We start from the raw sequence: 25,224 nt of genomic DNA on the forward strand, positions 1-25,224 counted from the left end.
ACGCGGCGGTGCGCAATGCGTCGCGCACCGCGTGCACGGCGTATGTCCGTCGTGGACAGGCCCGCCGCGTCGCATTTCGCGAGATGCGGATGGAGAAACGGCATCGATGCAAAAACGTCCCGCCGCCGGCAATGGAGGCCGGCGGCGGGACGTCAGGTCTGATGCGTCAATGCATCGATGCGGATCGTCAGGCGCCGAGGCGCTGCTCGATCTTCTTCATCGTATCGGTCATTTCAGCCGGCAAGCGCAGCTTCAGCATGTCGAACAGCGCCGCGTGCAGCTTCAGCTCCTCGCGCCATTCGTCGGCGTTCATCGACGTCACCTCGGCGAACTGCTCGCGCGTGAAATCGAGCCCGTCCCAATGCAGGTCTTCATACGCGGGCGACACGCCGAACGCATGTTCGCCGCCGCCGCCGGTGCCTTCGAGACGGTCGAGCATCCACTTCAGTACGCGCATGTTCTCGCCGAAGCCCGGCCACACGAACTTGCCGTTCGCGTCCTTGCGGAACCAGTTCACGCAGTAGATCTTTGGCAACGTCGCGCCCGCGCCTTCGAGCTGCTTGCCGAGCTTCAGCCAGTGCGCGAAATAGTCGCTCACGTTGTAGCCGCAGAACGGCAGCATCGCGAACGGGTCGCGGCGCACGATGCCCTGCTGGCCGACTGCCGCGGCGGTGGTTTCCGAGCCCATCGTCGCGGCCATGTACACGCCTTCGACCCAGTCGCGCGCCTCGGTCACGAGCGGTACCGTCGTCGAGCGGCGGCCGCCGAAGATGAACGCATCGATCGGCACGCCGGCCGGGTTCTCCCAGTCAGCATCGATCGACGGGCACTGCGCGGCCGGCGCCGTGAAGCGCGAATTCGGGTGCGCGGCCTTGCGGCCGGTTTCCTTGCCGATCTCGGGCGTCCACGGGTTGCCCTGCCAGTCGGTCAGCTTCGCGGGCGGCGTGTCGGTCAGCCCCTCCCACCACACGTCGCCGTCTTCCGTCAGCGCGACGTTCGTGAAGATCACGTTTTCCTTCAGCGTCGAGATCGCGTTCGGGTTGGTCTTCACGCCGGTGCCCGGTGCAACGCCGAAGAAGCCGGCTTCCGGATTGATCGCATACAGGCGGCCGTCGCGGCCCGGTTTCAGCCATGCGATGTCGTCGCCGATCGTCGTGACCTTCCAGCCGTCGAAACCCTGCGGCGGAATCAGCATCGCGAAGTTGGTCTTGCCGCACGCGGACGGGAACGCGGCCGCGACGTGATACTTCTTGCCGGCCGGCGACGTCACGCCGAGGATCAGCATGTGCTCGGCGAGCCAGCCCTGGTCGCGGCCCATCGTCGACGCGATGCGCAGTGCGAAGCACTTCTTGCCGAGCAGCGCATTGCCGCCGTAGCCCGAACCGAAGCTCCAGATCTCGCGCGTTTCAGGAAAGTGCACGATGTACTTGACCGGGTTGCACGGCCACGGCACGTCTTTCTCGCCCGCTTCGAGCGGATGGCCGACGCTGTGCACGCATGGCACGAACTCGCCGTCTTCGCCGAGCACGTCGTACACGTCGCGGCCCATGCGCGTCATGATCCGCATGTTCACCGCAACGTATGGGCTGTCGGACAGTTCGACGCCGACGTGCGCGATCGGCGAGCCGAGCGGGCCCATCGAGAACGGCACCACGTACAGCGTGCGGCCGCGCATCGACCCGCGGAACAGGCCGTTGAGCGTCTCGCGCATTTCGGCGGGCGGGACCCAGTTGTTGGTCGGCCCGACGTCGTCGCGCGATGCCGCGCAGATGAACGTGCGATCTTCGACACGTGCAACGTCGGACGGATCGGATTGCGCGAGAAACGAGTTCGGGCGCTTCGCCGGGTTCAGGCGCGTGAGCGTGCCCTGGTCGACCATCGCCTGGCACAGCGCGTCGTATTCTTCCTGCGAACCGTCACACCAGACGATTTGCTCGGGCTCCGTGAGCGCCGCGATGCGCGACACCCAATCGATCAGCTTGCGATGTTTGACGAAGGCCGGGGGAGCGATCAGCGGGCCGTGTGTGGCTTCGGCCAGATTGTTTTGCGACATGGGGCTGTCTCCAGATTATTGGGCGGGGATGGGGGTTGCGGGGTGAACCCGCCAGATGGGGAATGCGATCGGAATGCAGGACGCAGCAACGCGCAACGCGGGGCACGCGAACTGAGCGCGTGTCGATGCCGCGATGCGGGCGAGAGGATGTGATGTCTCGTTAGAAGATGCGAACGCGAGTTTCGCCATGCATGCAACCTGCCTTACAACTTCCATGCCGGCCAGCATACCATCGCCGTTATCGCGCGGGCGTTGCGTTGCAACAAGAAACATCTATAACAGCGTGCAGGCACATGCGTTGCCGGCCAGTCATTTTGACTGCGTCGGTGCGATCGCTGTCGGGGACGAAACGCGGGGAACGTCCGTCGGACAAGGGTTTGGCAAAAGCGGCAAATTCAGCCCACCGGTTGCGCGCATGAAAATTGCGCATGCGCGACCGGCGAATTCGCGTTTTCGCTACTCAGGCAAACCCTGAATTAGGTTGCGGACACAAACATCCGGCCCGAACGTGTGATTTACGCCACCGCTCAAAACGGCGCGCACGGCAATCCGGGGTAATACGTGCCCGCCGCCATCCCGCCATCGAAGGCCAGTTCGGCGCCGTTGCAGTACGACGCTTCGTCGCTCGCGAGGAACAGCGTCGCGCGCGCGATCTCGTCGGGCAGGCCGACGCGCTGCAGCGGCACGTTCGGCATCGACGGGGCCGTTGCAGCGCGGGTCGACAGCGCGAACGCGATGTTCGGAAAACCGTTCGACGATGCGGTACGCGCGATCGTCCCGCACATGGCCGCGTATCTCGTCACCGAATCGCAACCGATTCCGAACACGCGCTTCCCGACGCGGATCTTGTGTTCTTTCGCGGGCCGGACGTGCGCTGTCTATCGCGCGTCGTCGGTCCGATTTCCTGGTTCTTCGCTGATTTCTGGGGATATCGCCGAACGACCCACTTCGGTCTGCAAAATATCTACAAACCGGCCATTCGTTTGTCGTGGCGTGCAATAGGCTACTGCCCCGTCGCGAGAACGAACCAAAGCGAGAAAGGCCAAACTCCTACGCCAATCGCAGATCCCACAACGCATCGAGTACATGTTGCGTGGAACGCTCGACGTGCCCCGCACGATGCGCAACGCCGAGCCGACGCCACAGCGCCGGGCGCAGCGGACGCATGACAATGCGCCTGTCGGGTAATGGCGTAGTGGCCTCATGGGGCAGCAGCGCGGCGCCGTAACCTGCCGCTACCAGGCTCTTGATCGCGTCGTTGTAGTTGAGCTGAATGCGCGGCGCAGGATGATGCCCCGCGGTCGCGAACCACTCCGCGGTCAGACGCGACAGACGCGTGGTCGCATCATTGAGAATGAGAGGTTGGCCGGCGAGCCATTCAGGCGTGACGCGGGCCGGACACCGCCAATGCGCCGGCACAAAGGCCATCACGGGGTCGCGGCGCCAGGGCTTTATCACGAGCCCAGCCACCGGAGGCTGAGGCAGTGCGACCAGCCCAATATCCAGCGTCCCATCCGCCAATCGGGTTAGCGTTTCATGCGAGGTGAGTACCGCGATCTGAATGTCGATAGCGGGATGATGCTGACGCAGCACTTCAAGCGCTTGCGGCAAAAGATGCGCAATCGCGCCGGTCGATGCTCCGAGCCGAACGCGTCCGACAAGCCCTTGAACCTGGCGGTGAACATCGTCCAACGCCTGTTCCGCGTCGGCCAACAGTCGACGCGCGCGCTCGACCAGCAACTCGCCTGTTGCCGACGGCCGAACATGTCCGCGCTTGCGCGACAGGAGCGGCGCCCCGATGCGCTCTTCCAGTTCAGCGATGTGGAGGCTGACCGTTGGTGGCGCCAGATGCAACGCACGCGCCGCGTCGGCGAATGAGCCACGGTCGGCAATAGCGACCAGGGTGCGCAAGCGGTCCAGGCTGATCTCTCGCATGTCGGCGCCTCAATTCAGAAAAACTGAATGTCAAAATTATGAAATTCAACTTTCTCTATTCTAGCGGCGCGCGGAAGATCACAGACTCGTTCCACATGTCACCAGTCACCGGAGTACCGCGCGCATGAGCTCTCCCCTTGTTTTCATCGACGGCGACCAAGGCACCACCGGGTTGCAAATTCACGAACGGCTTCGCGGCCGGGCCGATCTGAAACTGGTCACGCTTCCCGCGGCGGAACGCAAGGATTCCAGGCGTCGCGCAGAAGCCATCAACGCCTGCGACATCGCGATCCTCTGTTTGCCTGACGCCGCCGCGCGCGAGGCCGTGGACGCCATCGTCAATCCTGCCGTCAGAGTAATCGACGCAAGTTCCGCCCATCGCACACAGCCGGACTGGACATACGGCTTTCCGGAAATGACGCCGGGACAGGCTGAGCGCATTGCGAACGCACGTCGGGTCACCAACCCCGGTTGCTATCCGACCGGTGCAATTGGCTTGCTGCGTCCCCTGTTGCAGGCCGGGCTCATACCAGGCAACTACCCCATCAGCATTCATGCGGTGTCCGGCTACTCCGGACGCGGGCGCGCCGGTGTGGAGGAACATGAGGGGCGCGGTGCCGTCAACGCGCCTTCATACCAGGCATATGGTCTGGAACTCGCGCACAAGCACACCCCGGAGATCCAGCTGCACGCCGGGCTCACGCAGCGCCCCATCTTCGTCCCTGCGTATGGTGCGTTCCGCCAGGGCATCGTGCTGACGGTGCCCTTGGATGTGCGGCTGCTGGCAGCCGGCGTGGATGGTGCCACGTTACACGCATGCCTCGCGCGCCACTATGCCGAAGCAGCCCACGTACATGTCTTGCCGCTGCACGAATCGTGCGTCTTGAAGCACCTTGATCCGCAAGTGCTGAACGGTACGAACGACATGCGCTTAAGCGTGTTTCCTAACATGGAACACGGGCACGTTCTCCTATCCGCGGTTTTCGATAATCTCGGCAAAGGCGCAGCCGGCGCTGCGGTTCAGAACCTGAACCTGATGCTCGCGCAGTAATGGTGGCCGATGGCTTACCCTGATGTTCGGCTGCACCTATATGCCAACGATTGTTGGCAATCTGGTCGTGGCAGTCGAGTGTCTCCAACTGGCTGAACCGAGACAACGCCGCCCCCTGCTCGCGACGCACATGACGCCGTGACGCCCGCACCGTCGCGGCATTCGGTGGGCCGCGCCGTACGAATCTCGATGCGCAATGCAGCCTATTCGCGGATGAGTTTGGACGCAGCCAACCGGCCACCCTATCGCATGGGAGCGAGCGAAATTGCGTGCACCCTCCCTCACCGAGCACCCGGCAAGGTACTCCGCGTCAGCGGGGGGTGATGTTGACGACCACGATTTCGTATCCGGGGTCGGCGTTCTCGTTCGCCGCTTTTTTCGCTTCCTCATACGACAGAAAGGACATGGCTTCTTCAATCTCCGGTGCCATGCCGATGTCGCCATCCTCACCGGTGCAGAGGAACTGCTCACCGGTCTTCACGACATAGATGGTCGTCATGTCCCCCTCCATGGTTTGCATGGGGAACTTCCAGTCTAGCTTCCGCGATTCCGTATGCAACCCCGGCAGTCGAATTCTACGGATCCTGGATTCAGTGCACCGTTACCCGCCGCCCCGATGCATGCCGATGCCGCGCCGCTGCCTGCGGGCGGGCCGCAAACCGCCAGCCTGTTCCAGGGCTGGCGTTGCTCATCCCCACATCCCCACAAATCAGGGTTGACGTTTGCCGCGGCCACCAGCGGGTTTGCCAGCCGGCTTGCGTGAACCCGCAGCTGGCTTGCCGGCAGGTTTGCCGCGTGGCTTTTGCGCGCCGAACGGGTTACCGCTGGACAAACCTGAACCTTTACCCGCGGCTACAGCGCGCTGCGCCACCGGCTTGCGTTTGTTTTCGCCACCTTGCGGGCGCGGTTTTTTGCTGGGCGCCTGCATGGCGCCCGACGCAGCTTGCGGCACTTTGGGCTTCTTCGGCTTTTTGGGTTTCTTGATAATCTGGCCCGTTGCGCTGGTTTCCGGCACGCGGTGCTCGGCTTCAAAACCCGGCTCTTCTTCACGGGGCAGCGTTTGCCGGATCAGCGCCTCGATCGCGGCCAGTTGCGGCGCTTCATCGGCGCACACCAGGGACACCGCCACGCCGCTGGCGCCCGCGCGGCCGGTACGGCCAATCCGGTGCACATAGTCTTGCGCGACGATCGGCAGATCAACGTTGATCACCAGCGGCAGGTCGTCGATATCCAGCCCGCGCGCAGCCACATCGGTGGCTACCAGCATATTGACTTCGCCCGTCTTGAAGCGCTCCAGCGCACGCAGGCGCGCGGGTTGCGGTTTGTCGCCATGGATGGTGTCGATCGCATAGCCCGCGTCATCCAGCATGGCCGCCAGGTAATCCACGCCTTTGCGGGTCTTGACGAACACCAGCGCGTGCTCCCAGTTGTTCTCGGCCACCAGGTGCATGAAGAGCTCAGGCTTGTTCCTTTTATCCACCGGCACCACCCACTGCTTGATCTTGCTGGCCGTGACATTGGGCGGGCTGACGCTGATATTCACCGGGCCGCGCAGAATGCCCTCTGCCATCGCGCGGATATCGTCGGTAAACGTGGCCGAGAACAGCAGAGTCTGGCGCTGGGCCGGCAACGCAGCGAAGACGGCGTCGAGTTCGCGCGCAAAGCCCAGATCCAGCATGCGGTCGGCTTCATCCAGCACCAGCGTTTGTACTTGATCGAACTGCACCGCGTTCTGGCGATTGAGATCCAGCAAACGGCCCGGCGTGGCAACGAGCACATCCACGCCCTTGCGCAACTTCATCATCTGCGGGTTGATACTCACGCCGCCGTAGGCGGCCAGGAATCGCAAGTCGAGGCCTTTGCCGTAATCGACGAAGCTTTGCAGCACTTGTTCAGCCAGTTCACGCGTGGGCACCAGCACCAGAACACGTGCGCGGTTGCTGGACACCGCCGGGCCGTGCTGCACCAGCCGTTGCAACAGCGGAAGCGCAAAACCCGCCGTCTTGCCGGTGCCGGTCTGTGCCGCGGCCATGACGTCCTTGCCACCGAGCACGGCAGGAATCGCCTTGGCCTGCACCGGCGTAGGTGTCTGGTAATTGAGGTCCCGCACATTACGCAGCAAGGGATCGATCAGGCCAAGCGAGGCAAAAGACATGGACGTATTCCGGGCTAAAACCGCAATTCTAGCGGTTACCGCGCTGCTTGCACCGCGTACGTCAATGGCCCAAAAGATCGACGTTGATCGCCACTGAAAAACGTAGCGGTGCGTGCGACGGGTTGAATCCGCAGCCGAACACCGACAGTCCTCCCCTTGCTCCTCGCCATTCCGCGAAGCGCGATATTTTCCCTCCCCCCTTTCCGACCGCAACGGTCGCCGCTCCCCGGCAACCCACGCTTTCGCCACACCCATGACAAAACGTCTATAATTGGACAATCCATCGACCGGCCCGCCGCCACGCGTCATCGCGTGTGCGCCGCGATTCCCCGGCCCAGCCTACCCGGAGCGACATGAACGACTACCCCGTTTTCGACACGCTTTGCGAACTGCTGAACACATCCGGCGCACGGTTCCGCGTGCTGGAGCACCCAGCGGAAGGTAAATCCGACGTAATCGCCGCAATCCGCGGCACGCGCCCCGAACAAGGTGCGAAGGCGATGCTGTGCACGTTCAAGGACGGCGGCGACACAACCGCGCTCGCCGTGATTCCCGGCCACCTGAAGATCGATTTCCGCAAGGTCGCCGATGCGGTCGGCCGCCGCAAGGCGACGCTCGCGTCGCCCGATGTCGCGGCCGCCGTTACCCGCTGCGTGATGGGCGCCGTGCCGCCGTTCGTGTTCGACGGCAACGTGACGCTCGTCGTCGATCCCGCGCTGGTCGAACGCAACGCGGAGATCGCGTTCAACGCGGGCCGCCTCGATCGCTCGGTCGTGCTCGATGCATCCGACTACGTGCGGATCGCGCGCCCGTTGCTGGCAGACATCACGCGGCCGGAAACGACCGACGGCCAGGAGCACGCCGGTTGACCGTTTCCCGAAGCCGTCGCATCGATCCGAAACCTGAACGCGAACCCACCATGACCACCACCCGGAACAAAGCGCTGTCGGAGCAGGCGTCGCTGATCGAGCAGGTGCAACGCATCGCCGAAGGGCTCGGCGAGATGTTCGCGCCGTTCACCGAGGTCGTGGTCCACGACCTGCGCACGCCGAAGCACGCGATCCTCGCGATCCACAACAACCTGTCCGGACGCGCGATCGGCGACCCGGCTACCGAGCTCGGCCTCGCCCGCATCGCGGACGACGATTTCCCGCAGGTGCTCGCGAACTACCCGAACCGCTTCGCCGACGGCCGCACCGCGAAAAGCACGTCGATCGGCATCAAGGATTCGACCGGGCGCTACGTGGCCGCGCTGTGCCTGAACGCCGACGTCACGCTGTTCCGCGGCTTCCAGGGCATGCTGAACCAGTTCTGCAGTACGAACGGCGAGACCGTCGCCGAAACGCTCGACCCGGCCGGCGCGGACGCGATCCGGCAACGCATCGACGCGTTCGCGACGCGCCTCGCGACGACGCCGCGCGAACTGAAGACCGACCAGCGCCGCGAGCTGATGCAGGCGCTGAAGGCCGACGGTTTTCTCGAGGTGCGCCGCGCGATGGAAATCGTGTCGCAGCATCTCGGCGTATCGCGCGCGACCGTGTACAACGATGCGAAATGACGCAAGCGCGCTGCTTTCACGTTGACTAAACTTTCCGACCCTCGATCGACCATGAACTCTCCGACTCTCCCCACGTACGACGACGTTGCCGCCGCCGCGGCCCGGCTCGAAGGCCATGCGCACCGCACGCCGGTGATGACGTCGCGGACGGTCGACGAAGCGCTCGGTGCGCAGGTGTTCTTCAAGTGCGAGAACCTGCAGCGCATGGGCGCATTCAAGTTTCGCGGCGCGTTCAACGCGCTGTCGCGCTTCGATGCCGAGCAGCGCCGCAACGGCGTCGTCGCGTTCTCGTCCGGCAACCATGCGCAGGCGATCGCGCTGTCGGCGCGCATCCTCGGCATCCCGGCGACGATCGTGATGCCGCAGGATGCGCCGGCCGCGAAGATGGCCGCGACGCGCGGCTACGGCGGCAACGTGGTGACCTACGACCGCTACACCGAGGACCGCGAGCAGATCGGGCGCGAGCTCGCGGAGAAGCACGGGCTCACGCTGATCCCGCCCTACGACCATCCGGACGTGATCGCCGGCCAGGGCACGGCGGCGAAGGAACTGTTCGACGAAGTCGGGCCGCTCGACGCGGTATTCGCGCCGCTCGGCGGCGGCGGGCTGCTGTCCGGCACCGCGCTCGCCACGCGCGCACTGTCGCCGCGCGCGGCGTTGTACGGCGTCGAGCCGGAAGCCGGCAATGACGGCCAGCAATCGTTCCGGTCCGGCGCGATCGTGCATATCGATACGCCGCGCACGATCGCCGACGGCGCGCAGACGCAGCACCTCGGCAACCTGACGTTCCCGATCATCCGCCGCGACGTCGACGACATCCTGACCGCGACGGATGCCGAACTCGTCGACTGCATGCGCTTCTTCGCAACGCGTATGAAGATTGTCGTCGAGCCGACCGGCTGCCTGTCGTTCGCCGCCGTGCGGCGGATGAAGGACCAGTTGCAGGGCAAGCGCGTCGGCGTGGTGATCAGCGGCGGCAACGTCGATCTGGAGAACTTCTGCGCACTGGTGTCGGCATCGGCATGAACGTCGCGGTGCGCATGAACATCCTGTCATGTGCGCGCCGCCGCTCCTTCACATCGCGTTAAGTTTCGCGCCCTAGACTGATTACGTTGTCCCGAAGTCAGTCGTGAAGGAGTCACCATGAACACGCACGCGATCGTCGCCGCCGCGCTGGCGGCCGCTTCCCTTTCGGCGTTCGCTCAACCGGGCGTTACGTCAGCCGGTTTTCCCGCCGCATCGCCGCACGACGCCGTCGCGCAGGCGACCCACCGTTCGCCCGGCGCGTTGCCGCCCACCGGCTTCGTGCTCGCGAAGATCGATCAGAACAATACGCCGCCCGACCGCGGCGGCGACCCGAGCGGCCGCACGCACACCGGCACCCGCATGTAACGGCGCGCGCCGGCCGGCGCTGCCGCGCGCGGTCGTCATTATCGGAACGACGGCAGCGACGGATCGCTCACCTAAATGACACCGCGCACGCCCGCGACCAACTGGATCGCGCCGAATGCCGCGACGACGACGGCCGACACGCGCGACAGCCCGTGCATGAACGCGAACGACATCTTCGTGCGCAGCGCGGCGGTCGCGCCGCTCAGGCACAGCCACCAGGTCGCGGAACCGATGAACACGCCGGCCACCATCAGCGCCACGGCCGGCCACATCGCGCCTTCCCGCGCGCCCGCCAACGGACCGAGCGCCGCGAAAATTCCGACGAACGACAGGATCGTCATCGGGTTCGACAGCGTGAGGCCGAACGTCGTCAGGAAATCGCGCAGAACGGTCGTGCGCGGCAGGTCGCGTTGCAGCGCCGCCGCGGCCGGCGCCTGGCGCGCGATCGTCCACGCGAGCCACACGAGAAACGCGCCGCCGCCGATCTTCAGGCCGACGGTCAGCATCGGGAATGCGGTGACGATGCCCGCGATGCCCAGCGCGCCGAGCAAGCCGTAGATCGCGTCGGCGCACGCGGCGCCGACACCCGTCGCGAATCCAGCCTGAAAGCCGCGGCTCAGGCTGCGCTGAATGCACAGCATGCCGATCGGGCCGACCGGCACCGCGATCGACAACCCCATCACGACGGACTTGATGAACAGCATCGCCTGCTCCTTGCGACATGCAACGGGTTGAACACGCATCGTAGGGAAAGTCCGGTCACCGCTGAATGCGGTTTTTAAGGAAAAATGGCCCTTCCACCTTAAAAATTCCCGCCGCGATGGACGATCTGGACTGGAAGGTACTCGCGCTGTTGCAGGCCAACGGCCGCATCAGCTATACGGAGCTGGCTCGCCAGGTTCACCTGTCGGTGCCGGCGGTGACGGAACGCGTGAAGCGCCTTGAAACGGCCGGCATCGTCGAGGGCTACACCACGCGGATCAATCCGGCCGCGGCCGGCTATCCGGTGAGCGCGCTGATCGGCATCACGGTGCCGCAGCCGGCGAAAGCGAAATTCCTCAAGTTGCTGGAGACGATTCCCGAAGTCGTCGAATGCCATCACGTGACGGGCGCCGACTCGTATGTCATGCGGTTCGTCGCCACCAGCATGACCCACCTCGAGCAGCTGATCGAACGCATCAACCTGTACGGCGAAACGCGCACGTCGATCGTGATGTCGACGCCGCTGCCGGCGCGCGGGCTGGCGCGGCCGCCGTCGAAGTTCGATGACGGCCGCAAGTAGCTGGCCGGGTCTTCATGGCTGGCCGGCAGATCCCAGCCCGAACCTTGGGCGGCCGGTGACGGTCGGCCGACCAAGAGACGGGTAGCGATGGTCGGCAACCCAGCCCGATGGCGTCTGGATAGGGCTCGACTTGACGTCATCGAGACGTGCGAGCGCTGCGAATCGTTGCAGCGCTGCGTTTGAATAAGAGGGAAAAGGATCCATCCCTCGGTTCCAAGCGCAGGTACACCTAATGCTCAATCTTCAAAATCGTTTACTCAAAACACTTATTAACCTGATCTCGCAAGTTGTGGGTAATTGCAAGGTTGACGCCCCATATTCACGGTCATAAGCTGGCCCTCGTTCCAATCTTGAAAAATGAGCGAAAACAGTGAGAAAGCTCAATCAGGCAGTTTTTGCCGCGCTCTTCATTTGGTTTGCGACGAGTTTCGCGCACGCGCAGCAGCCGGCCGCGAGCGGCCCGGACATCGCGCCTACCACACCGGTCATGTACGTGCGGGCTTTCCAGGTCGTTCAAGAAAGCAACGGCTCGGGGCGCTTGCTGTCCCGTTCGCGCGCGATCACGCACGGGAGGTCGGCTAGCCAGAATGCAGGTGCGTTGGCGAAGGCCATCGTCCAGCAGCTAAGCAACGCGGGCGTCACCGCGCGTTATCTCGCACCCGGCGAGCCATTGCCGATGCACGCATCGGGCTGGCTGATCGGCGGCGTTTTCTATTCACGCGTCCCGAGCGGCCGCATTCAGTCGCTGCTGCAAGGCGGCTCGGACGACGGCAGCCCGAACACGGAAGTCTCCGTGACGATCGCCGACGCGGCTGGGGACTCCAACGTGCCGTTTGCGATCATCGGAGTGAAGGATGCGATCAAGGCGCAGGGCACGGTGGCGAGCTGGAATCCGTACATCGTTGCGGCAAAGTTCGTCGTCAAGAAAGTCGAGGGGACGATCGCGGTCGGTTCATTGGCGAAGGAAATCGCCAATCAGATCATCGAGCACCTGGAGGTGCTGCAGCAGCATGCGGCGGCACGGCCGCATTAAGGCGAGGCCAAGAGACGGTTTCATAACGATCGCCGTGAGGTGTTCCAGCAGATCATGCAGCAGCCGGGTTTAAGAAGCGCTGCGTGGATGTCGGCACGTCGCTCGAAACGAATGCGCGGATGCCGGAAATGATGCAAACCAAGCGTGCGTGCGTTCAACGACCCAACGGACCTTTCCAGGACCGCTGCCGTCAGGTTTCCCGTGTCGGGCGAAGCTGAAGCCGTCTCCAAGGTCATTCGGCCGGTTGCCTCGGTGACGGTCGGCGCCGATCGGCTATTTGCCGACCGCGCCGCCGAGCAGGCCGCCCACCAGCGACGTCACCGGCGCGAGCGGATTGCCCGTACCGCCCAACGGCGTGGTGCCGCCCGTGCGGGTCGCGGAACCGTCGTGCACGGTCGCCGGCATGCCGCCGACCACGCTCGTCACCAGGCCGGCGATCGGCACCGCGCCATTCGCGCCGCTCGGGTTCACGAGCCCGCCCGCATTGGTTACCGTATTGCCGACGGCACGGACGAGATCACCGACACCGCTGACGACCGGCTGCGGCGACGCAGCCGTCACCTTCCATCCGGCGGTCGTGATTGCGCTGCCGACTTGCCCGAGCAGGCCGGCGACCGGCTGACCGAGGCCGGTTGCCGTGCCGACCTGCTGCGTGAGCTGGCCGGCCGTCGTCACGAGCGGCGTGATCGCCGCGCTGAGCGCCTGCGTCGCCTGCTGGACCGGGCCCGACGACAAGGCCGAGCCGAGCATGGTGCCGCCCGACTTCAGACCGCCGGACACCGTGTCGAGCAGGCCGCCGACCGGCGTCGTGATCGGCGCCAGCGGCGACAGCGGGCCTGAACCGAGCGCCTTCACGGTTTCACCGAGACCGGCAACCGGGTTGCTGGTCGAGCCGACGATGGTGCCGAGGCCGGCGACCGTCGTGCCGACCGGGTTCGCCGTGAAGCCGATCTGGCCGATGCCGTTGCTCACGGCGTTCGACGTATCGCGAACGATCGTGCCGACGCCGGTGACGGTGTCGGCCGGCCCGGCGGTCACACCCTTGCTGACGCCACCGGGCAGGCTCACGCCGCCCATCGTGACGCCCGTGTCCGTGGCGACCGCGCCGACGGAGCTGACGATGCCGTTCGTGCCGGGCGTGCCGCTGGTTCTGCTCGTGCCACCGATTCCGCTGGTTCCGCTGGTTCCGCTGGTTCCGCTGGTTCCGCTGGTTCCGCTTGTGCCGCTCGTGCCGCTCGTGCCGCTTGATCCGCTTGATCCGCTCGTTCCGCTCGTTCCGCTCGTTCCGCTCGTTCCGCTTGTTCCGCTCGTTCCGCTCGTTCCGCTTGTTCCGCTTGTGCCACTGGTCCCACTCGTGCCACTGGTCCCGCTTGTGCCACTGGTCCCGCTCGTACTCGCTCCGATGTTGTTACCGGCCAGCGGCGGCGCCGTAACGTCACCGCCGCCGCAGGCTGCCAGCGCACACGCCGCGGCAATGGCAGCGAGCGCAACGTTCGCCTTGATGAAATGATTTTGCATGGAAGCCCCTGTCAGCTATTCAGCGCGATCATTCCAGCAAGCATCTACCGTGCCATCCTCAACGGCTGCGTTAACAATTCCGCAACCGAGCCGCGGCGGCCTTGCCGGCGGCACTTTCCGGCATGACGCGTTGTATACGGGCCCAGCGGTGCCGTTCAATCCGCCCTCGAATCCCCGCGACGCCGACGTAACACCGGCCCTGCGTTACGTAGCATGACCAATTAAAAACCCGCCGCGACCGCGCATCGCCTGCTCCGGCCCCGACACCTCGCGCGTGCCGCCGCGTCGTCGTCACGGCCGCTTCACGAGCCTCACGATTGTGAGCGCGCCGTTGACCTTTTCAACCCGAACCCTGACCTTGTCGCCCACATGAAGCGGCTCGCTCATCGCCGCGCCGGCGATCTTGAACACCATCGTCATCGGCGGCATCCCGATGTTGTCGAGTGCGCCGTGCTTCAATGTCACGAGCCCGCGTCCGGCATCGATCTCCTTGACCTCGGCATCGGTCAGCTCCGCATCCGGCGCGGACATCTTCGTGTTCCGCATGCTCATGCCGGACATGTCGCCGCCCGCGAATGCCGGCGTCGCAACGATGACCACCGTGCACAACACCACGCCAATGTGAAAGCAACGCTTCATCGAAAGCCTCCCGTTGCCCCGAAGGCGTTTCCGTTGCGTGTTGAAGTCGCGCATCGCGAATGACGAGCGGCCCCGGACACCCCCGCTCGAACGCATTCAAACCCGTTCAAACGAACAAGGTCGCACCAGCCCAGGCGATCAGCACGACACCCAGCACGCGCCCGACCAGATCGCCGCCGGGCAGGATTTTTTCCGCAAACACGAACAGCGACAGCGCGGCAATCCAGACGACATTCATCACGCCGCCGACGAACAGCAGCGCCATCAGCAACCAGCAGCAGCCCACGCAATACACGCCGTGCCGCGCGCCGAGCAGGAAGCTGCCGGCGACGCCCGGACGCCAGTGCGCGACCAGAAAACCGGCCGGCGCGCGGCATTGCCGAAGGCACGCGCGTTTCAGCGGCGAGAATTGATAGAGCCCGGCCAGCGCGAGAACGACCGCGGAAAGCACGGCGCTCTTCGACCACAGCATCATCGCGGAGATCAGCCCGGCCGGCTGCAGCAGCGCCTGAAGCAACGCCGCGCCGATCGAGAACGCGAGCCATGCGGCCAGATAACCGGCCAGCAGCGACATCGACATGAACGCGGCACCCGAGCCGTCCGCGCCGCGATGCCGCAGCACGCGCCGATACAGCATCACGAGTGGCGCAGCACTGGGCGTCATCATCGCGATCATCATCACCCACCACATCGCGATCACGGTCGGCAGCGACGGATCCATGCTGCCCATGCCGTCCGCCAGTCGATGCGGAAAGAGCGCGACCGTCGTCATCTCCAGTGCCGACATGCCGGTTCCCGCGCCCGTCCACAAATAGAACCAGCACACGCCGACGAGCACAGCCATGCCGAGCAGCGTAACGACGCGCTCGCGCCCGAGCCAGGTGTCGAACGGAGTCATGCCGCGACGCGATGCCGGATCAGCCCGTGGTTGTTCAGGTGCAGCCGCGCGAACTGCGCGTAGGTTCCGTCGAGATTCAACGCGATGTTGCCTTGCGAGCGCCCCGTGCCCGAACCGATCTCGGCAAGCTCGTATTCGAAACCGTTCGGCAGGTCGATCCGCACGCGATGCTCGGCGCCCGTCACCGGGTTGAGAATCGGATCGCCCGCCACGTCGAACACCCCGTCGACATGAATCCGGCCGCGCCGCGCATCGACATCGACGTCGAAATCGATCTTCGTGAAGATCGGCTCGAACGCCTGCTCGAGCGTCGACGCGAATACCGAGAACATCGTCGCGAACGGATCGGTATCCTGACCGGTCATGATCTTCAGCACCGCTTCGCGCTGTGCCGGACTCGCGCGCTCGTCGACGATCGGCTGGCACTTGCCCTTGCCTTCGTGAATCGCCCCCGGCCACTGAAACACGACCGCGATCCTGACGCCGTCGAGCACCACGTCGCCGTAGTGGCCGCTGTCGATCGAAATCGCACCCATCGCTTCGCAATTGCCGTGGGTCGGCAACCCACTGAACTGGCAAGGACAACCGTATGAGCAATTGCAACTGATCAATTCGGTACCCTGAATTTCCCACGGAGTCATGGCTCCACCTCGCGCACTGTGACAAATGAACGCTTCGAATCTAGTGCACGCCATCGGGGAAATCAAAGCCGGAACGGAGGCCCGGTTCGACGCGCGAAACCGTTGCGCTCCGGCCTCCGGTATGACATTTCGAACCGCTCGCGGAAGGCGGTTCCGGCCACCGCCGTCACACCCGGATCTCACTCGAACAGCGACGCGACGATCACACGCCGCACCGCACTCGCGCCGCACGGAAACACGCGCCGAGGATCGCCATGATCTCGTCCGCCGACAGCAGCCCGCGAGTTCATTTTCGGTTCGAATGGATCGGGAACGGCTTCGCCATCGAGCGGCGAATACGCGTTGTCACGGATTGACGGAGTCGAATCGATCGAGCGTCATGTCGCGGCCGTTTCGTCGCATACGGCCGTCGCGCCGCTAACCCTGCTTTCTGGCCGCCTCTGCGACGGCCACCCAGCCCATCACGGCGCCGGCGACCCAGCAACACGTGACCAGCAGGTCGAGATCCATCCAGCCTTCGAAATTCGCGCTGTTTTCGAAGCTGCAGCGCTGATGGCCCCTGACCCACATGCAGCCGCTGATGAATTGCTGAATGTGCATGTAGACGTTGAAAACCGCAAAGGCGGAAGTAATGACGGCCACCCGCAGGCGTATGCTCGTTTTCATTGGCGCTGAAGGCGTGGGATGAACTGCTGCCGATCTTAAGCCAACGGCGACGTGTGACGCAATCGATCCGGTATCGGCCCGATCGACCGGCGGACGCGAGCGATCGGCGACATCGCAAGAACAACGGAGAACGGCCGCGACGAAGCAGGACACCATCGCACCGCTCGTCGATGCCGAACATGAGCGACGGGCGGCCTGCGCGTGCGACGAAACGCCGTCCGCCGCCGCCCCGCTGATCCGTCGATTCGCCTGAGCGGCCTCAAACAATCCTCCACCGACTGCTGATAAATCCGCGTGCCGTTCGCCTTCGCGTCGATCCGCCTCGACCGCGATGCGCTGACGCTCGACTATGCGGGCGTCTACTCGTCGTTCCTGCTGTTCGCGAAGCGCGCGGAAGCGAAGTACGGGATTCACGCGCACGACATCCTCGTCGAACTGGGCCGGCAGCGGCTCGGCGGCGGGCAGGAGAACGTGATCGAGGACGCGGCGCTGACGATGGTGCGGGCGCGGCAGGCGACGGCCTAATCGAACGCGGCCTGCAGCCATCCGGAAGCGGTGTGAACGGGGCGCAAGCCCTCCTTTAACCGGAGGGGCGTGCGGCGCGCGGCCGGCCGCGTGATACGCCACGGTCTCTCTCGGTCAGGCACCGACTTCACACCGCCCCAACCGCGCGCCGCCATACCCGTCAACGATGCTTCCCGCCGTGCCGGCGCCGCCGATGCTCCGCACGCGCCTGCTGCAGCTTCGGCATCAACTCCTCGATGTATTGCCGCGCCTGCCCGCGCGTCACGATCTCGCTGAAGCGCAGATGAGCATTGTCGTGGCCGACCAGCGCCGCATGCGCTTTCTTCAGGATGTGCAGATAGGCGATCAGGCTCGTGCCGTCGCGCACGGGCAGCGCATCGCGCGGGTCCGGGGCCGGGGTCGTGCTCATGATCCAATCCTTTGCGGGCAGTCGGTGCGGCAGGTAGTCGTCACGAGCGCCAGCAGGTCGTTGGCGAGGCGGTCGCGGTCGGTCAGCGGCGCGAGGCCGAACAGGCGCTCGAGCGTCGCGGCGACCGACGCATGATCGTACGGCGTGTGGTCGACCTTCCCGGCCGCGACCCACGGCGAAATCACGATCGCCGGCACGCGCAGGCCGTACACGTCGAACCCGAAGCCGCTCGCGTTCAGCGTCGCGGCCGCACCGTCGTTCGGCGGCGGCGCGGTGCCCGGCCTGACCGAATCGTAGAAGCCGCCGTGCTCGTCGTAGACGATCACGAACAGGCTGCGGTTCCACACCGGCGAATTGCGGATCGCGTTGTACACGCGCGCGGCGAGCTGGTCGCCGCCGGCCAGCCCGTCCATCGGGTGTTGCGAGCTGCCGTTCTGGTAGGTGCCGTGCACGATGTCGCCGTAGCCCGGTTCGATGAACGTGTAGCGTGCCGTGTAGCCGGCCGCGAGATCGGCTTCGAAGTGCGCGAGGTCGTCGATATCGACGAAGCTCACGCCCTTCAGCGACGCGACCTGCGGCACGTGGCCGAGCGGATCGCCCGACTGGTCCTGGTAGATGCGCCAGTTGTCGTCGCCGAGCGTGTCGAAGATCGAACCCTTCGGATAACGGAAGCCGTCGAACGCCTCCCACCCGCCCATTTCTATCTTGGTCGGCGAATGATCGAGCCCGGCCGACGACGCGCCGTGCAGGAAGAAGCGGTTCGGCCAGGTCGGCCCCGGCATCGACGCATGCCACGCGTCGCACAGCACGAACGCATTCGCGAGCGCGTACAGCGAAGGCGCGTGCGTCCGCACGTCGGCACCCTGCATGATCTTGGCCGCATCGGCCGGCTGCGGCGGCGTGCCTTCGGAATGCGACGTCGCGTAGTTCGACACGAATCCCGAATTATTGACGCCCGGATAAGCCTGCCCTTTCACGAACGGCACGCCCGCGCCGCAGAGCTGTTCGAGCACGTCGGTGAATTCGTGGCACGGATCGGTCGGCATCCGGTCGGGCGCACCGCCGCCGAACGGATAGACCGCGCCGCCATACGCATTGCTGTCGCCCGGCGACGCGGCGACGATGTCGGCGATGCCCGACAGTGCGAACAGGTGATCGAACGAGCGGTTCTCGAGCATCAGCACGAACACATGCTGGATGCGACCCTGAACCGGCGGGGATGCGGGGGCTGCGTCTGCACTCATGGCGCCTCCTGGCGTCGCGCGACGAATGTCCGGCTGGCACGGTCGTTGGCCCGCTGAAAGCAACTGAAGGGATTGAAAGCCACGCGCGGGCCGCGAATTGCCGACGAGTGTACGACCGTGCCGCATCCGCGTAAAGCGACGCACAATGCGTGCGCGGCGTGCGTGTTCGACCGGAGGCCGACGTGGCTGGCGGGCGCAATGCGCAGCGAATCAACGAGTACGAGGGGAAAACGACGATCCGAACCGGGCGGTTCGATCGGAGAGGCGACCTAGGCCGTCGCGGCGTGACAACGCCGCAGGCGACCGACGAACGGCACGACCCGTGCCGTCCATCCGGGGTTCGTCCAGCCGCGTGGCCGGACGGAAGTCGATCGGTGCGGTGCTGCGCGCCCGATCCTGTCGCTTAGCGGCGCGGGCCGCTGTTGCGCTGCGGACGCGGGGAGTTCGCGTCCTTGTGACGGAAGTTGATGCGGCCCTTGGTGAGGTCGTACATCGACAGTTCCAGCGTCACGCGGTCACCCGCGAGAATGCGGATGTGGTTCTTGCGCATGCGGCCCGACGCGTACGCGCCCACCACGACGCCGTTTTCCAGCGTGACACGGTATTTGCTGTCCGGCAGCACTTCGTCGACGATTCCGTCCAGTTCCAGCAGTTCTTCTTTTGCCAAACCAATTCCTCCAGACAAGGTGATTGACCGCGGCCGCGGCGATCTGCCCGGCGCCGTTTCCCGTAACGGGACGACGGCCGGCAGGCTGCCGGGTATCGGTTCGTTCAGACGGGCCACGGGCCTGTCTTGCGATCGGAGCCCGGCGCGTTGCGGCGTTCGGGCGGTCGGTGGCGGCGGCGCGATGAGCGCCGCGCAAGTAGTCGGGACCGCGCCGGCTGCTACGGCATGGCGGCGGTCTGCTCGGGTTGATGCGTTAAAGCGGTGATGCGCTGGCGAAGCGGCGCTCGCTTCGCGCGGGCGTTGTGTCGCACGCGGGTCACGCATGCGATGAGGGAGGCGTCACGACCGATGCATCGAGAATGTCGCGATGCATCGGTCGTGCGCATCGGAACGCGCAGGCCGCCGGAACAGCGGCGCCCCGCGCGATACTCCATCCGGCACCCGCCGCCGATCGGCGGCCGATGCCGATGCGGCTTACTGCGGCGTGATGTTCGACGCTTGCAGACCCTTCGGGCCGCGCTTCACTTCGAAGCTGACCTTCTGGCCTTCGGCCAGGGTCTTGAAGCCCGTGCCGCGAATTTCGGAGAAATGGGCGAACAGATCGTCGCCGCCGTTGTCGGGGGAGATGAAACCAAAGCCCTTGGTTTCGTTGAACCACTTGACGGTACCGGTATCCACAAATACTTCCTTAATACGAATAATTGAACATGCGCCCGTGACAGGCACAGAAAGAATCAAAGAGGGAGAGACCAACGACTGCCGCACACGGAGTGCGGCCAATGATGAGCAATCGAACTTCTTGAAGACTTCGGTCACGGACACTACGCGGTAGCGGCCATTCCGTCAAGCTCTTTCGGTGCGACGCGCGCGCACGGGCGACGCGCGCGCCTTATGTGGCGGGTGTTGCCGGCCGACGGAGCGAATTCCGATGCGCCCCCGATTTTCGGCCGGCCCGCCGGTTTTTACCGCGGCTCGAACACGTGCTGCAACGCCGGTGGCGCGTCGCTTTTTTCGCGCGCCTGACCTGCACGCCGATAAAACACTTGCTCAACTGCGCGGCCGCCATTTCGATCCGGGTTTGCGTCATGAGACGGCCCGCACCGAAAGAGACATCACCGAGCCGCTAACTTTCCGTCTCCGGAATCGTATTGACGATCATCGAAAACAATTTGTCGAGATCGTCTTCGAGCTCGCTCCCGTCGAACGGATCGCGATTGGCTCCGAAGGCGGCGTCCGTCTCGGCCCAGTCTTCCGCCGTCAGCAGGCGTCCGGCGGCGGGCAAAATCAACGTCTCTTCCATACACCGGTGATCGGCATAGTATTCGGCATATTCGTCCACCTTGGCTTGCAAAGCACGAAGTGCCGGAGCCCCCTTCAGCTCATAGCGCGTCAATGCGTGCTCCAGATTCATCAACTTCAATTCTCCCAACGCGTGTTGAGATTCCAGTTCGTCAATGACACTGTCAAACTCGTTTGTCTTGTCCCGCAGCGGCGCAAACAAGTAACGCTCCTCCTTGGGATGATGCACCTTCTCAGGGTACTCACGAATGTAATAAAGCATGGCCCGAAACACCATGAGACCCGGAGCGGGCTTGCCAGTCGTCAGAAGATGGACAAACCGCCGCATGCCGTCGATCACGGTAGACAATTGCTCATGCTCACGGAAAATGATGGCGATGGCCCTACGCGGCCCGTGCGATGACATGTCAAGCTCCGCGGCAGTACGTGAAATGCACCGGCGAATCGACCCGCTGCGCCACTCCGGCAGCAAGTACAAGAGCCAGTGTCGACACTTTCAATGTCGTTCATCAGCAGCCCGACATCAAAGCAAGCCGACGCCACAGCCTTGATGGAAATCAACGATCTATGCGGACATCGTGGCCCGCGGAGTCAGCGCTCTTCGACCAGATCCCTAGTCGGTGTATTCATATCATTCTTCGACGCGTTCGAGCGATTTGCGCAACCGTGAGCATGGTTTCGCACCGAGCGTTCGTATCGTGTTCGTGATACTCGTCCTCGATCGCACATATCGACGTGCCGCTCCGTGAAGCGAGCACAATCACGATGTGCTGATTTATCGGCTTTCTATAACGACGCCCGAACCGGGTGTCAGAGTACAATCCAACGACCAAGAGCAAAGCCGATCTAGCGATCAACCGGGCCACCAGAAAATCACCGGAGATGCAACGCACCTCTAGTAATCCGGGCTAGCCAGCGGCAGTTAATAAGACCAATCGACTAGCGGGGAAATTGTGAATCGCATCGCACTTCTTTTGTTGGCTGCGGCCATGGTAGCGGGTTGTAATTCGAAACAATCCGACAACAGCACTCAATCGTCAGCGACGAGCCCCAGTGCGTCCAGCGATACCACCACGCCACAACAACCGCCGCAGCCGGTAGTTGCTGCGCCTCCGCCCCCTTCACACAATTACGCGATGAGCCAGAATGGCACGTACGGTTACGAGCCAGCGCTCAGTGAAGACGACGTGAGAGCAGGAAAAGCAACGAAGGCGCTTGTCATGATGCGCTACGTCGGCTTGAGGGACGGCAGCTATATTCTGCTGTTGGTCGACGAGGATAATCCAAACATTTCGAATCGCATTACCTGCGAGGCTCCGTGCAATTTCGCCAAGTCGCAAACCATGGCCGGCGACTCGATTCTAAAAACCGAAACAGTGCGGGTCGTACCTAACTCCCTGATCGGCGCAATGATCGAAGACGCGATGTCCGGACAACTGACTCCCTACGGTCAACGTACGGCAGCGTTGAATCAATCGCAGCCGTCAGTGAACATCACGCCCTCGACACAATCGAACCTGCCTGTCGCTCAACCGATTGCCAATCAACCCGCAAGCGATGCGATGGCTGCCCCGCTGCAACAAACGAGCTTCGACTGTGCAAAAGCCAAGTCCATTCCTGAATTCCTGATCTGTCACGATGCGGATCTTGCAGCCGCCGACCGGGATCTCGCAGCGACATACCAACAAGCGAAAGATGCCGTCATCGACAAAACTGCGTTTGTTGAACGAACACGCAAACAGTGGAATTTCCGGGAGAAAAATTGTCGCGACAAGGAATGCCTGACATCGTGGTACGCATACCAGAAACGCATACTGACAAAGATCGCACAAACTGGCGATGTCACCGTCCAAGACAACTGATACGCGTCAAGCGACTCCGAAGTCCGCTCGCCCGAGCGGGCTTTTTCACACCCGCTACAACCCATATCCTCCGAAACGTTCAACTGCTGCCCGGTAATGTAATCTGCCCGGTCCGACGCCAGAAACACGGCCGCCCGCCCGAGGTCGTGCGTCTTCCCCCAAGCGCTTGAGCGCAAGCATCTTCTGCGTCTCGTCGAGCGCGCTGCTCGTGATTTCGCAGAAACGGCCGACATGACGGCGCGCGTGCAGGAATGCGGGCGCATCGCGCGCGACAGGTGCGCTACGCCGGACGGGATCGAGCATCGCGCATTGTCGGCGGCATTGCCGATGACAATCGATGTCTCCAGGCAGCTTCCCGATGGCCACAGGAATCGGTACCATCGAGCGCTTGACGGCCGACAGGCGCCGCGCGACCGCACAACGGCGCCGCCCGCGCCCGGCCTTCGCACCATCATTTCGCCATGTCCCGGGAACCCACACACTCCGCGCTGCTCTGGATCGTCGCCGCTGCGTTCTTCATGCAGTCGCTCGACACGACGATCGTCAACACCGCACTGCCTTCGATCGCGCAAAGCCTGCACGCGTCGCCGCTCGCGATGCAGCCCGTCGTGGTCGCCTACACGCTGATGATGGCGATGCTCACGCCGGCGTCCGGCTGGCTCGCCGACCGGTTCGGCACGCGCCGCGTGTTCTCGGTCGCCATTCTCGTGTTCGTGCTCGCGTCGATCGGCTGCGCGGCATCGCATACGCTCGGCCAGCTCGTCGTCGCGCGCGCCGTGCAGGGCATCGGCGGCTCGATGCTGCTGCCGATCGGGCGGCTCGCCGTGCTGCGCCGCGTGCCGGGCGAACAGTACGTCGCGGCGATCGCGTTCGTGTCGATCGCCGGCCAGCTCGGCCCGATCGTCGGGCCGACGCTCGGCGGCTGGCTCACGCAGGCGATTTCATGGCACTGGGTGTTCATCGTCAACGTGCCGGTCGGCGTGATCGGCTTCATCGCGGTGCAGCGCTACCTGCCGCACGACCAGGCGAAACAGCCGCCGCCGTTCGACTTCGTCGGCTGTGCGCTGCTGTCGGTCGCGATGATCGCGCTGTCGCTCGCGATCGACCCGCCGATGCCCGCGCATCGCACGGCCTGGGCGGCCGGGCTCGCCATGCTCGGTCTGGCGAGCGCGCTCGCCTACCTGCCGCATGCGCGGCGGCGCGCGCAGCCGCTGTTCCGGCTCGGGCTGTTTCGCGAGCCGAACTTCGGTTCGGGGCTGCTCGGCAACCTGCTGTGCCGGATCGGCACGAGCGCGGTGCCGTTCATGCTGCCGCTGCTGATGCAGGTGCAGCTCGGCTATACGCCGCTGCAGTCGGGGCTGATGATGCTGCCGGCCGCGATCGCGGGCGTCATCGCGAAACGCTGGATCGCGCCGCTCGTGAAGCGCTTCGGCTACGCGACGTTTCTGGTCGTGAATACGGGGATCGTCGGCTGTGCGATCGCGGGGTTCGCGCTGGTGTCCGCGCGGCCCGCGCCGGTGCTGGAGATCGTGCTGCTGATCGTGTTCGGCGCCGCGAACTCGATGCAGTTCGCGGCGATGAACGGCGTGACGCTGAAGGGGCTGTCGCATGACGACGCCGGCAGCGGCAACAGCCTGTTCACGATGATGCAGATGCTGGCGATGGGGCTCGGCGTGTCGATCGGCGGCGGGCTCGTCAACTTGTTCGCCGGCTGGTGGGGCTCGATGGGGCGCGGGTTCATGCTGTCGTTCGCGTGCATGGGCGCCGTCACGCTGCTGTCGTCCGTCGTGTTCCGGCGGATCGATACGGCCGCGCCGCCGGCCCGTGCGGCGGCGCGATCGTCAGCGTGAGCGCGGCCGTCAGTTCGCCTGGCGGCGCTCGACGACGCGCTTGAGCACCCAGCGGATCGACGAACCGTCGGCCGGCGGCCGCGCGACGCGGTATTCGTCGACTTCGAGCGTGTACAGGTAACCGGGCTGATACGCGAAGCCCTCGATGCCCGCGTACCACAGGCTCCACGGCTCGCTCGGGCTGCTGCGCACCTGCAGGCATTCCATCGGTGCGACGCCCGTGCAGCGCGCGGATTGCGGCGCGACATAGACGGTCTTCGTCACCGGCCGGCCGTCGGCCGGGCGGCCCGCGTTCGGGCGGCCCGCGTTCGGGGCCGTGACGGCCGCGTCGGTCTGGCATCCGGCGAGGAGCGTGCTGCCGGCAATCACGGCAGCGCCGAGCAGCGTTCTGGAATGGCGAAGCATCTGATGTTTCTCTGGAGGCGTTGGAGGGGCGGTTAGACGATCGGCGCGGCGGGAAAGTTCGCAAATGCCTTACAGCCGGCGTTCTCCCCCTCATTCGTGCGATGTCGCGCGCACGCCGACACGTTACCGTGCTCCGGTTCAG

The 25,224-nt window shown here is 64.6% G+C and carries 25 protein-coding genes and 3 pseudogenes; 10 read left to right on the forward strand and 18 right to left on the reverse strand.

Translation table 11 applies throughout. From position 1 onward, the window contains the following. Positions 1-187 precede the first annotated feature (187 nt). From GD429_RS21890 to GD429_RS21905, 3 genes and pseudogenes are all read right to left on the reverse strand, one after another. Positions 188-2,053, reverse strand: a complete 1,866-nt coding sequence (locus GD429_RS21890; RefSeq protein ID WP_152859821.1) for a phosphoenolpyruvate carboxykinase (GTP) — start codon at positions 2,051-2,053, stop codon at positions 188-190. 527 nt (positions 2,054-2,580) lie between these two features. Then, positions 2,581-2,742: pseudogene (locus GD429_RS21900) on the reverse strand (SDR family oxidoreductase); the annotation flags it as partial. A gap of 361 nt (positions 2,743-3,103) precedes the next feature. Next, entirely contained in the window at positions 3,104-3,988 is an 885-nt protein-coding gene (locus GD429_RS21905; RefSeq protein WP_152859823.1) for a LysR family transcriptional regulator, read from the reverse strand. A 124-nt stretch (positions 3,989-4,112) separates the two neighbouring features. Between GD429_RS21905 and argC the strand changes: the two genes are divergently transcribed. Continuing rightward, positions 4,113-5,039, forward strand: a complete 927-nt coding sequence (gene argC / locus GD429_RS21910; protein WP_152859825.1) for an N-acetyl-gamma-glutamyl-phosphate reductase — start codon at positions 4,113-4,115, stop codon at positions 5,037-5,039. A 310-nt stretch (positions 5,040-5,349) separates the two neighbouring features. On the opposite strand, the gene GD429_RS21915 is transcribed toward argC, so the two are convergent. Next, positions 5,350-5,538, reverse strand: coding sequence for a hypothetical protein (locus tag GD429_RS21915; protein WP_152859827.1), 189 nt, complete (start codon positions 5,536-5,538; stop codon positions 5,350-5,352). A 210-nt stretch (positions 5,539-5,748) separates the two neighbouring features. After that, positions 5,749-7,194, reverse strand: a complete 1,446-nt coding sequence (locus tag GD429_RS21920) for a DEAD/DEAH box helicase (RefSeq protein WP_152859829.1) — start codon at positions 7,192-7,194, stop codon at positions 5,749-5,751. A 353-nt stretch (positions 7,195-7,547) separates the two neighbouring features. Here GD429_RS21920 and GD429_RS21925 point away from each other — a divergent pair, with 353 nt between their 5' ends. From GD429_RS21925 to GD429_RS21940, 4 genes are all read left to right on the forward strand, one after another. Further along, positions 7,548-8,063 carry a YbaK/prolyl-tRNA synthetase associated domain-containing protein gene (locus tag GD429_RS21925; protein ID WP_152859831.1) on the forward strand — a complete coding sequence of 172 codons (516 nt, stop codon included), beginning with the start codon at positions 7,548-7,550 and terminating at the stop codon, positions 8,061-8,063. 50 nt (positions 8,064-8,113) lie between these two features. Further along, the gene (locus GD429_RS21930; RefSeq protein WP_152859833.1) at positions 8,114-8,752 is read left to right on the forward strand and encodes a transcriptional regulator; all 639 of its coding nucleotides are present in this window, start codon (positions 8,114-8,116) and stop codon (positions 8,750-8,752) included. A 51-nt stretch (positions 8,753-8,803) separates the two neighbouring features. Next, the gene (locus GD429_RS21935) at positions 8,804-9,778 is read left to right on the forward strand and encodes a threo-3-hydroxy-L-aspartate ammonia-lyase (protein WP_152859835.1); all 975 of its coding nucleotides are present in this window, start codon (positions 8,804-8,806) and stop codon (positions 9,776-9,778) included. A gap of 117 nt (positions 9,779-9,895) precedes the next feature. Further along, entirely contained in the window at positions 9,896-10,144 is a 249-nt protein-coding gene (locus GD429_RS21940; protein WP_152859837.1) for a hypothetical protein, read from the forward strand. A 71-nt stretch (positions 10,145-10,215) separates the two neighbouring features. Here the strand turns inward: GD429_RS21940 and GD429_RS21945 are convergent, their stop codons facing one another. Next, entirely contained in the window at positions 10,216-10,848 is a 633-nt protein-coding gene (locus tag GD429_RS21945; RefSeq protein ID WP_152859839.1) for a LysE family translocator, read from the reverse strand. A gap of 116 nt (positions 10,849-10,964) precedes the next feature. Between GD429_RS21945 and GD429_RS21950 the strand changes: the two genes are divergently transcribed. Beyond that, positions 10,965-11,426, forward strand: coding sequence for an Lrp/AsnC family transcriptional regulator (locus tag GD429_RS21950; RefSeq protein ID WP_152859920.1), 462 nt, complete (start codon positions 10,965-10,967; stop codon positions 11,424-11,426). Between the two features lie 598 nt (positions 11,427-12,024). Continuing rightward, a complete protein-coding gene (locus tag GD429_RS21955) occupies positions 12,025-12,459 on the forward strand; it encodes a hypothetical protein (protein WP_152859841.1) in 435 nt (144 codons plus the stop codon). A 20-nt stretch (positions 12,460-12,479) separates the two neighbouring features. On the opposite strand, the pseudogene GD429_RS21960 reads toward GD429_RS21955, so the two are convergent. The 6 genes and pseudogenes from GD429_RS21960 to GD429_RS21985 all read right to left on the reverse strand — a co-directional run. After that, positions 12,480-12,651: pseudogene (locus tag GD429_RS21960) on the reverse strand (transposase); the annotation flags it as partial. Between the two features lie 81 nt (positions 12,652-12,732). Then, positions 12,733-13,977: a collagen-like triple helix repeat-containing protein gene (locus GD429_RS21965; RefSeq protein ID WP_152859843.1), complete on the reverse strand. Its 1,245-nt coding sequence runs from the start codon at positions 13,975-13,977 to the stop codon at positions 12,733-12,735. Positions 13,978-14,268: 291 nt separating this feature from the next. After that, positions 14,269-14,616, reverse strand: a complete 348-nt coding sequence (locus GD429_RS21970) for a copper-binding protein (RefSeq protein ID WP_152859922.1) — start codon at positions 14,614-14,616, stop codon at positions 14,269-14,271. Positions 14,617-14,722: 106 nt separating this feature from the next. After that, the gene (locus GD429_RS21975) at positions 14,723-15,514 is read right to left on the reverse strand and encodes a DUF2182 domain-containing protein (protein WP_152859845.1); all 792 of its coding nucleotides are present in this window, start codon (positions 15,512-15,514) and stop codon (positions 14,723-14,725) included. Continuing rightward, positions 15,511-16,155 carry a DUF1326 domain-containing protein gene (locus GD429_RS21980; protein ID WP_152859847.1) on the reverse strand — a complete coding sequence of 215 codons (645 nt, stop codon included), beginning with the start codon at positions 16,153-16,155 and terminating at the stop codon, positions 15,511-15,513. The genes GD429_RS21975 and GD429_RS21980 overlap by 4 nt, the downstream gene beginning before the upstream one ends. 417 nt (positions 16,156-16,572) lie before the next feature. Beyond that, positions 16,573-16,821 (reverse strand): hypothetical protein, encoded by a 249-nt coding sequence (locus tag GD429_RS21985; protein WP_152859924.1) that lies wholly within the window; start codon positions 16,819-16,821, stop codon positions 16,573-16,575. 312 nt (positions 16,822-17,133) lie between these two features. On the opposite strand from GD429_RS21985, the pseudogene GD429_RS21995 reads away from it, so the two are divergent. After that, positions 17,134-17,346, forward strand: a pseudogene (locus GD429_RS21995) (4-hydroxy-2-oxovalerate aldolase); the annotation flags it as partial. Between the two features lie 160 nt (positions 17,347-17,506). Here GD429_RS21995 and GD429_RS22000 read toward each other — a convergent pair. From GD429_RS22000 to GD429_RS22020, 5 genes are all read right to left on the reverse strand, one after another. Further along, positions 17,507-17,755 (reverse strand): hypothetical protein, encoded by a 249-nt coding sequence (locus GD429_RS22000; protein WP_152859849.1) that lies wholly within the window; start codon positions 17,753-17,755, stop codon positions 17,507-17,509. Then, a complete protein-coding gene (locus GD429_RS22005) occupies positions 17,752-18,999 on the reverse strand; it encodes an alkaline phosphatase family protein (RefSeq protein WP_152859851.1) in 1,248 nt (415 codons plus the stop codon). Before GD429_RS22005 ends, GD429_RS22000 begins: the two co-directional genes overlap by 4 nt. A 403-nt stretch (positions 19,000-19,402) precedes the next feature. Next, positions 19,403-19,666: a translation initiation factor IF-1 gene (gene infA / locus GD429_RS22010; RefSeq protein ID WP_034180178.1), complete on the reverse strand. Its 264-nt coding sequence runs from the start codon at positions 19,664-19,666 to the stop codon at positions 19,403-19,405. Between the two features lie 474 nt (positions 19,667-20,140). Further along, positions 20,141-20,344: a cold-shock protein gene (locus tag GD429_RS22015; protein WP_006483056.1), complete on the reverse strand. Its 204-nt coding sequence runs from the start codon at positions 20,342-20,344 to the stop codon at positions 20,141-20,143. 445 nt (positions 20,345-20,789) lie between these two features. Beyond that, positions 20,790-21,371 (reverse strand): hemerythrin domain-containing protein, encoded by a 582-nt coding sequence (locus GD429_RS22020; RefSeq protein WP_152859853.1) that lies wholly within the window; start codon positions 21,369-21,371, stop codon positions 20,790-20,792. A gap of 730 nt (positions 21,372-22,101) precedes the next feature. Between GD429_RS22020 and GD429_RS22025 the strand changes: the two genes are divergently transcribed. Then, entirely contained in the window at positions 22,102-22,827 is a 726-nt protein-coding gene (locus GD429_RS22025) for a hypothetical protein (RefSeq protein WP_193727163.1), read from the forward strand. Between the two features lie 461 nt (positions 22,828-23,288). Beyond that, positions 23,289-24,677 (forward strand): DHA2 family efflux MFS transporter permease subunit, encoded by a 1,389-nt coding sequence (locus GD429_RS22035; protein ID WP_152859855.1) that lies wholly within the window; start codon positions 23,289-23,291, stop codon positions 24,675-24,677. Between the two features lie 9 nt (positions 24,678-24,686). On the opposite strand, the gene GD429_RS22040 is transcribed toward GD429_RS22035, so the two are convergent. Further along, entirely contained in the window at positions 24,687-25,082 is a 396-nt protein-coding gene (locus GD429_RS22040; protein ID WP_152859857.1) for a DUF4377 domain-containing protein, read from the reverse strand. Positions 25,083-25,224: the final 142 nt, after the last annotated feature.

This window comes from Burkholderia sp. BE17, from assembly GCF_009362305.1.
Lineage (GTDB): Bacteria > Pseudomonadota > Gammaproteobacteria > Burkholderiales > Burkholderiaceae > Burkholderia > Burkholderia pyrrocinia_C.

Bases quoted from the DNA above. Each gene is read 5' to 3' on its own strand.
- GD429_RS21935 (WP_152859835.1), top strand. From the start codon at position 8,804: ATGAACTCTCCGACTCTCCCCACGTACGACGACGTTGCCGCCGCCGCG.
- GD429_RS21975 (WP_152859845.1), bottom strand. From the start codon at position 15,514: ATGACTCCGTTCGACACCTGGCTCGGGCGCGAGCGCGTCGTTACGCTG.
- GD429_RS21965 (WP_152859843.1), bottom strand. From the start codon at position 13,977: ATGCAAAATCATTTCATCAAGGCGAACGTTGCGCTCGCTGCCATTGCC.
- GD429_RS22000 (WP_152859849.1), bottom strand. From the start codon at position 17,755: ATGAGCACGACCCCGGCCCCGGACCCGCGCGATGCGCTGCCCGTGCGC.
- GD429_RS21915 (WP_152859827.1), bottom strand. From the start codon at position 5,538: ATGACGACCATCTATGTCGTGAAGACCGGTGAGCAGTTCCTCTGCACC.
- GD429_RS21945 (WP_152859839.1), bottom strand. From the start codon at position 10,848: ATGCTGTTCATCAAGTCCGTCGTGATGGGGTTGTCGATCGCGGTGCCG.
- GD429_RS22040 (WP_152859857.1), bottom strand. From the start codon at position 25,082: ATGCTTCGCCATTCCAGAACGCTGCTCGGCGCTGCCGTGATTGCCGGC.
- GD429_RS21920 (WP_152859829.1), bottom strand. From the start codon at position 7,194: ATGTCTTTTGCCTCGCTTGGCCTGATCGATCCCTTGCTGCGTAATGTG.
- GD429_RS21925 (WP_152859831.1), top strand. From the start codon at position 7,548: ATGAACGACTACCCCGTTTTCGACACGCTTTGCGAACTGCTGAACACA.
- GD429_RS22005 (WP_152859851.1), bottom strand. From the start codon at position 18,999: ATGAGTGCAGACGCAGCCCCCGCATCCCCGCCGGTTCAGGGTCGCATC.
- GD429_RS22020 (WP_152859853.1), bottom strand. From the start codon at position 21,371: ATGTCATCGCACGGGCCGCGTAGGGCCATCGCCATCATTTTCCGTGAG.
- GD429_RS21905 (WP_152859823.1), bottom strand. From the start codon at position 3,988: ATGCGAGAGATCAGCCTGGACCGCTTGCGCACCCTGGTCGCTATTGCC.
- GD429_RS21985 (WP_152859924.1), bottom strand. From the start codon at position 16,821: ATGAAAACGAGCATACGCCTGCGGGTGGCCGTCATTACTTCCGCCTTT.
- GD429_RS21930 (WP_152859833.1), top strand. From the start codon at position 8,114: ATGACCACCACCCGGAACAAAGCGCTGTCGGAGCAGGCGTCGCTGATC.
- GD429_RS21940 (WP_152859837.1), top strand. From the start codon at position 9,896: ATGAACACGCACGCGATCGTCGCCGCCGCGCTGGCGGCCGCTTCCCTT.
- GD429_RS21970 (WP_152859922.1), bottom strand. From the start codon at position 14,616: ATGAAGCGTTGCTTTCACATTGGCGTGGTGTTGTGCACGGTGGTCATC.
- GD429_RS21950 (WP_152859920.1), top strand. From the start codon at position 10,965: ATGGACGATCTGGACTGGAAGGTACTCGCGCTGTTGCAGGCCAACGGC.
- GD429_RS22025 (WP_193727163.1), top strand. From the start codon at position 22,102: ATGAGCCAGAATGGCACGTACGGTTACGAGCCAGCGCTCAGTGAAGAC.
- argC (WP_152859825.1), top strand. From the start codon at position 4,113: ATGAGCTCTCCCCTTGTTTTCATCGACGGCGACCAAGGCACCACCGGG.
- GD429_RS21980 (WP_152859847.1), bottom strand. From the start codon at position 16,155: ATGACTCCGTGGGAAATTCAGGGTACCGAATTGATCAGTTGCAATTGC.
- GD429_RS22035 (WP_152859855.1), top strand. From the start codon at position 23,289: ATGTCCCGGGAACCCACACACTCCGCGCTGCTCTGGATCGTCGCCGCT.
- GD429_RS21890 (WP_152859821.1), bottom strand. From the start codon at position 2,053: ATGTCGCAAAACAATCTGGCCGAAGCCACACACGGCCCGCTGATCGCT.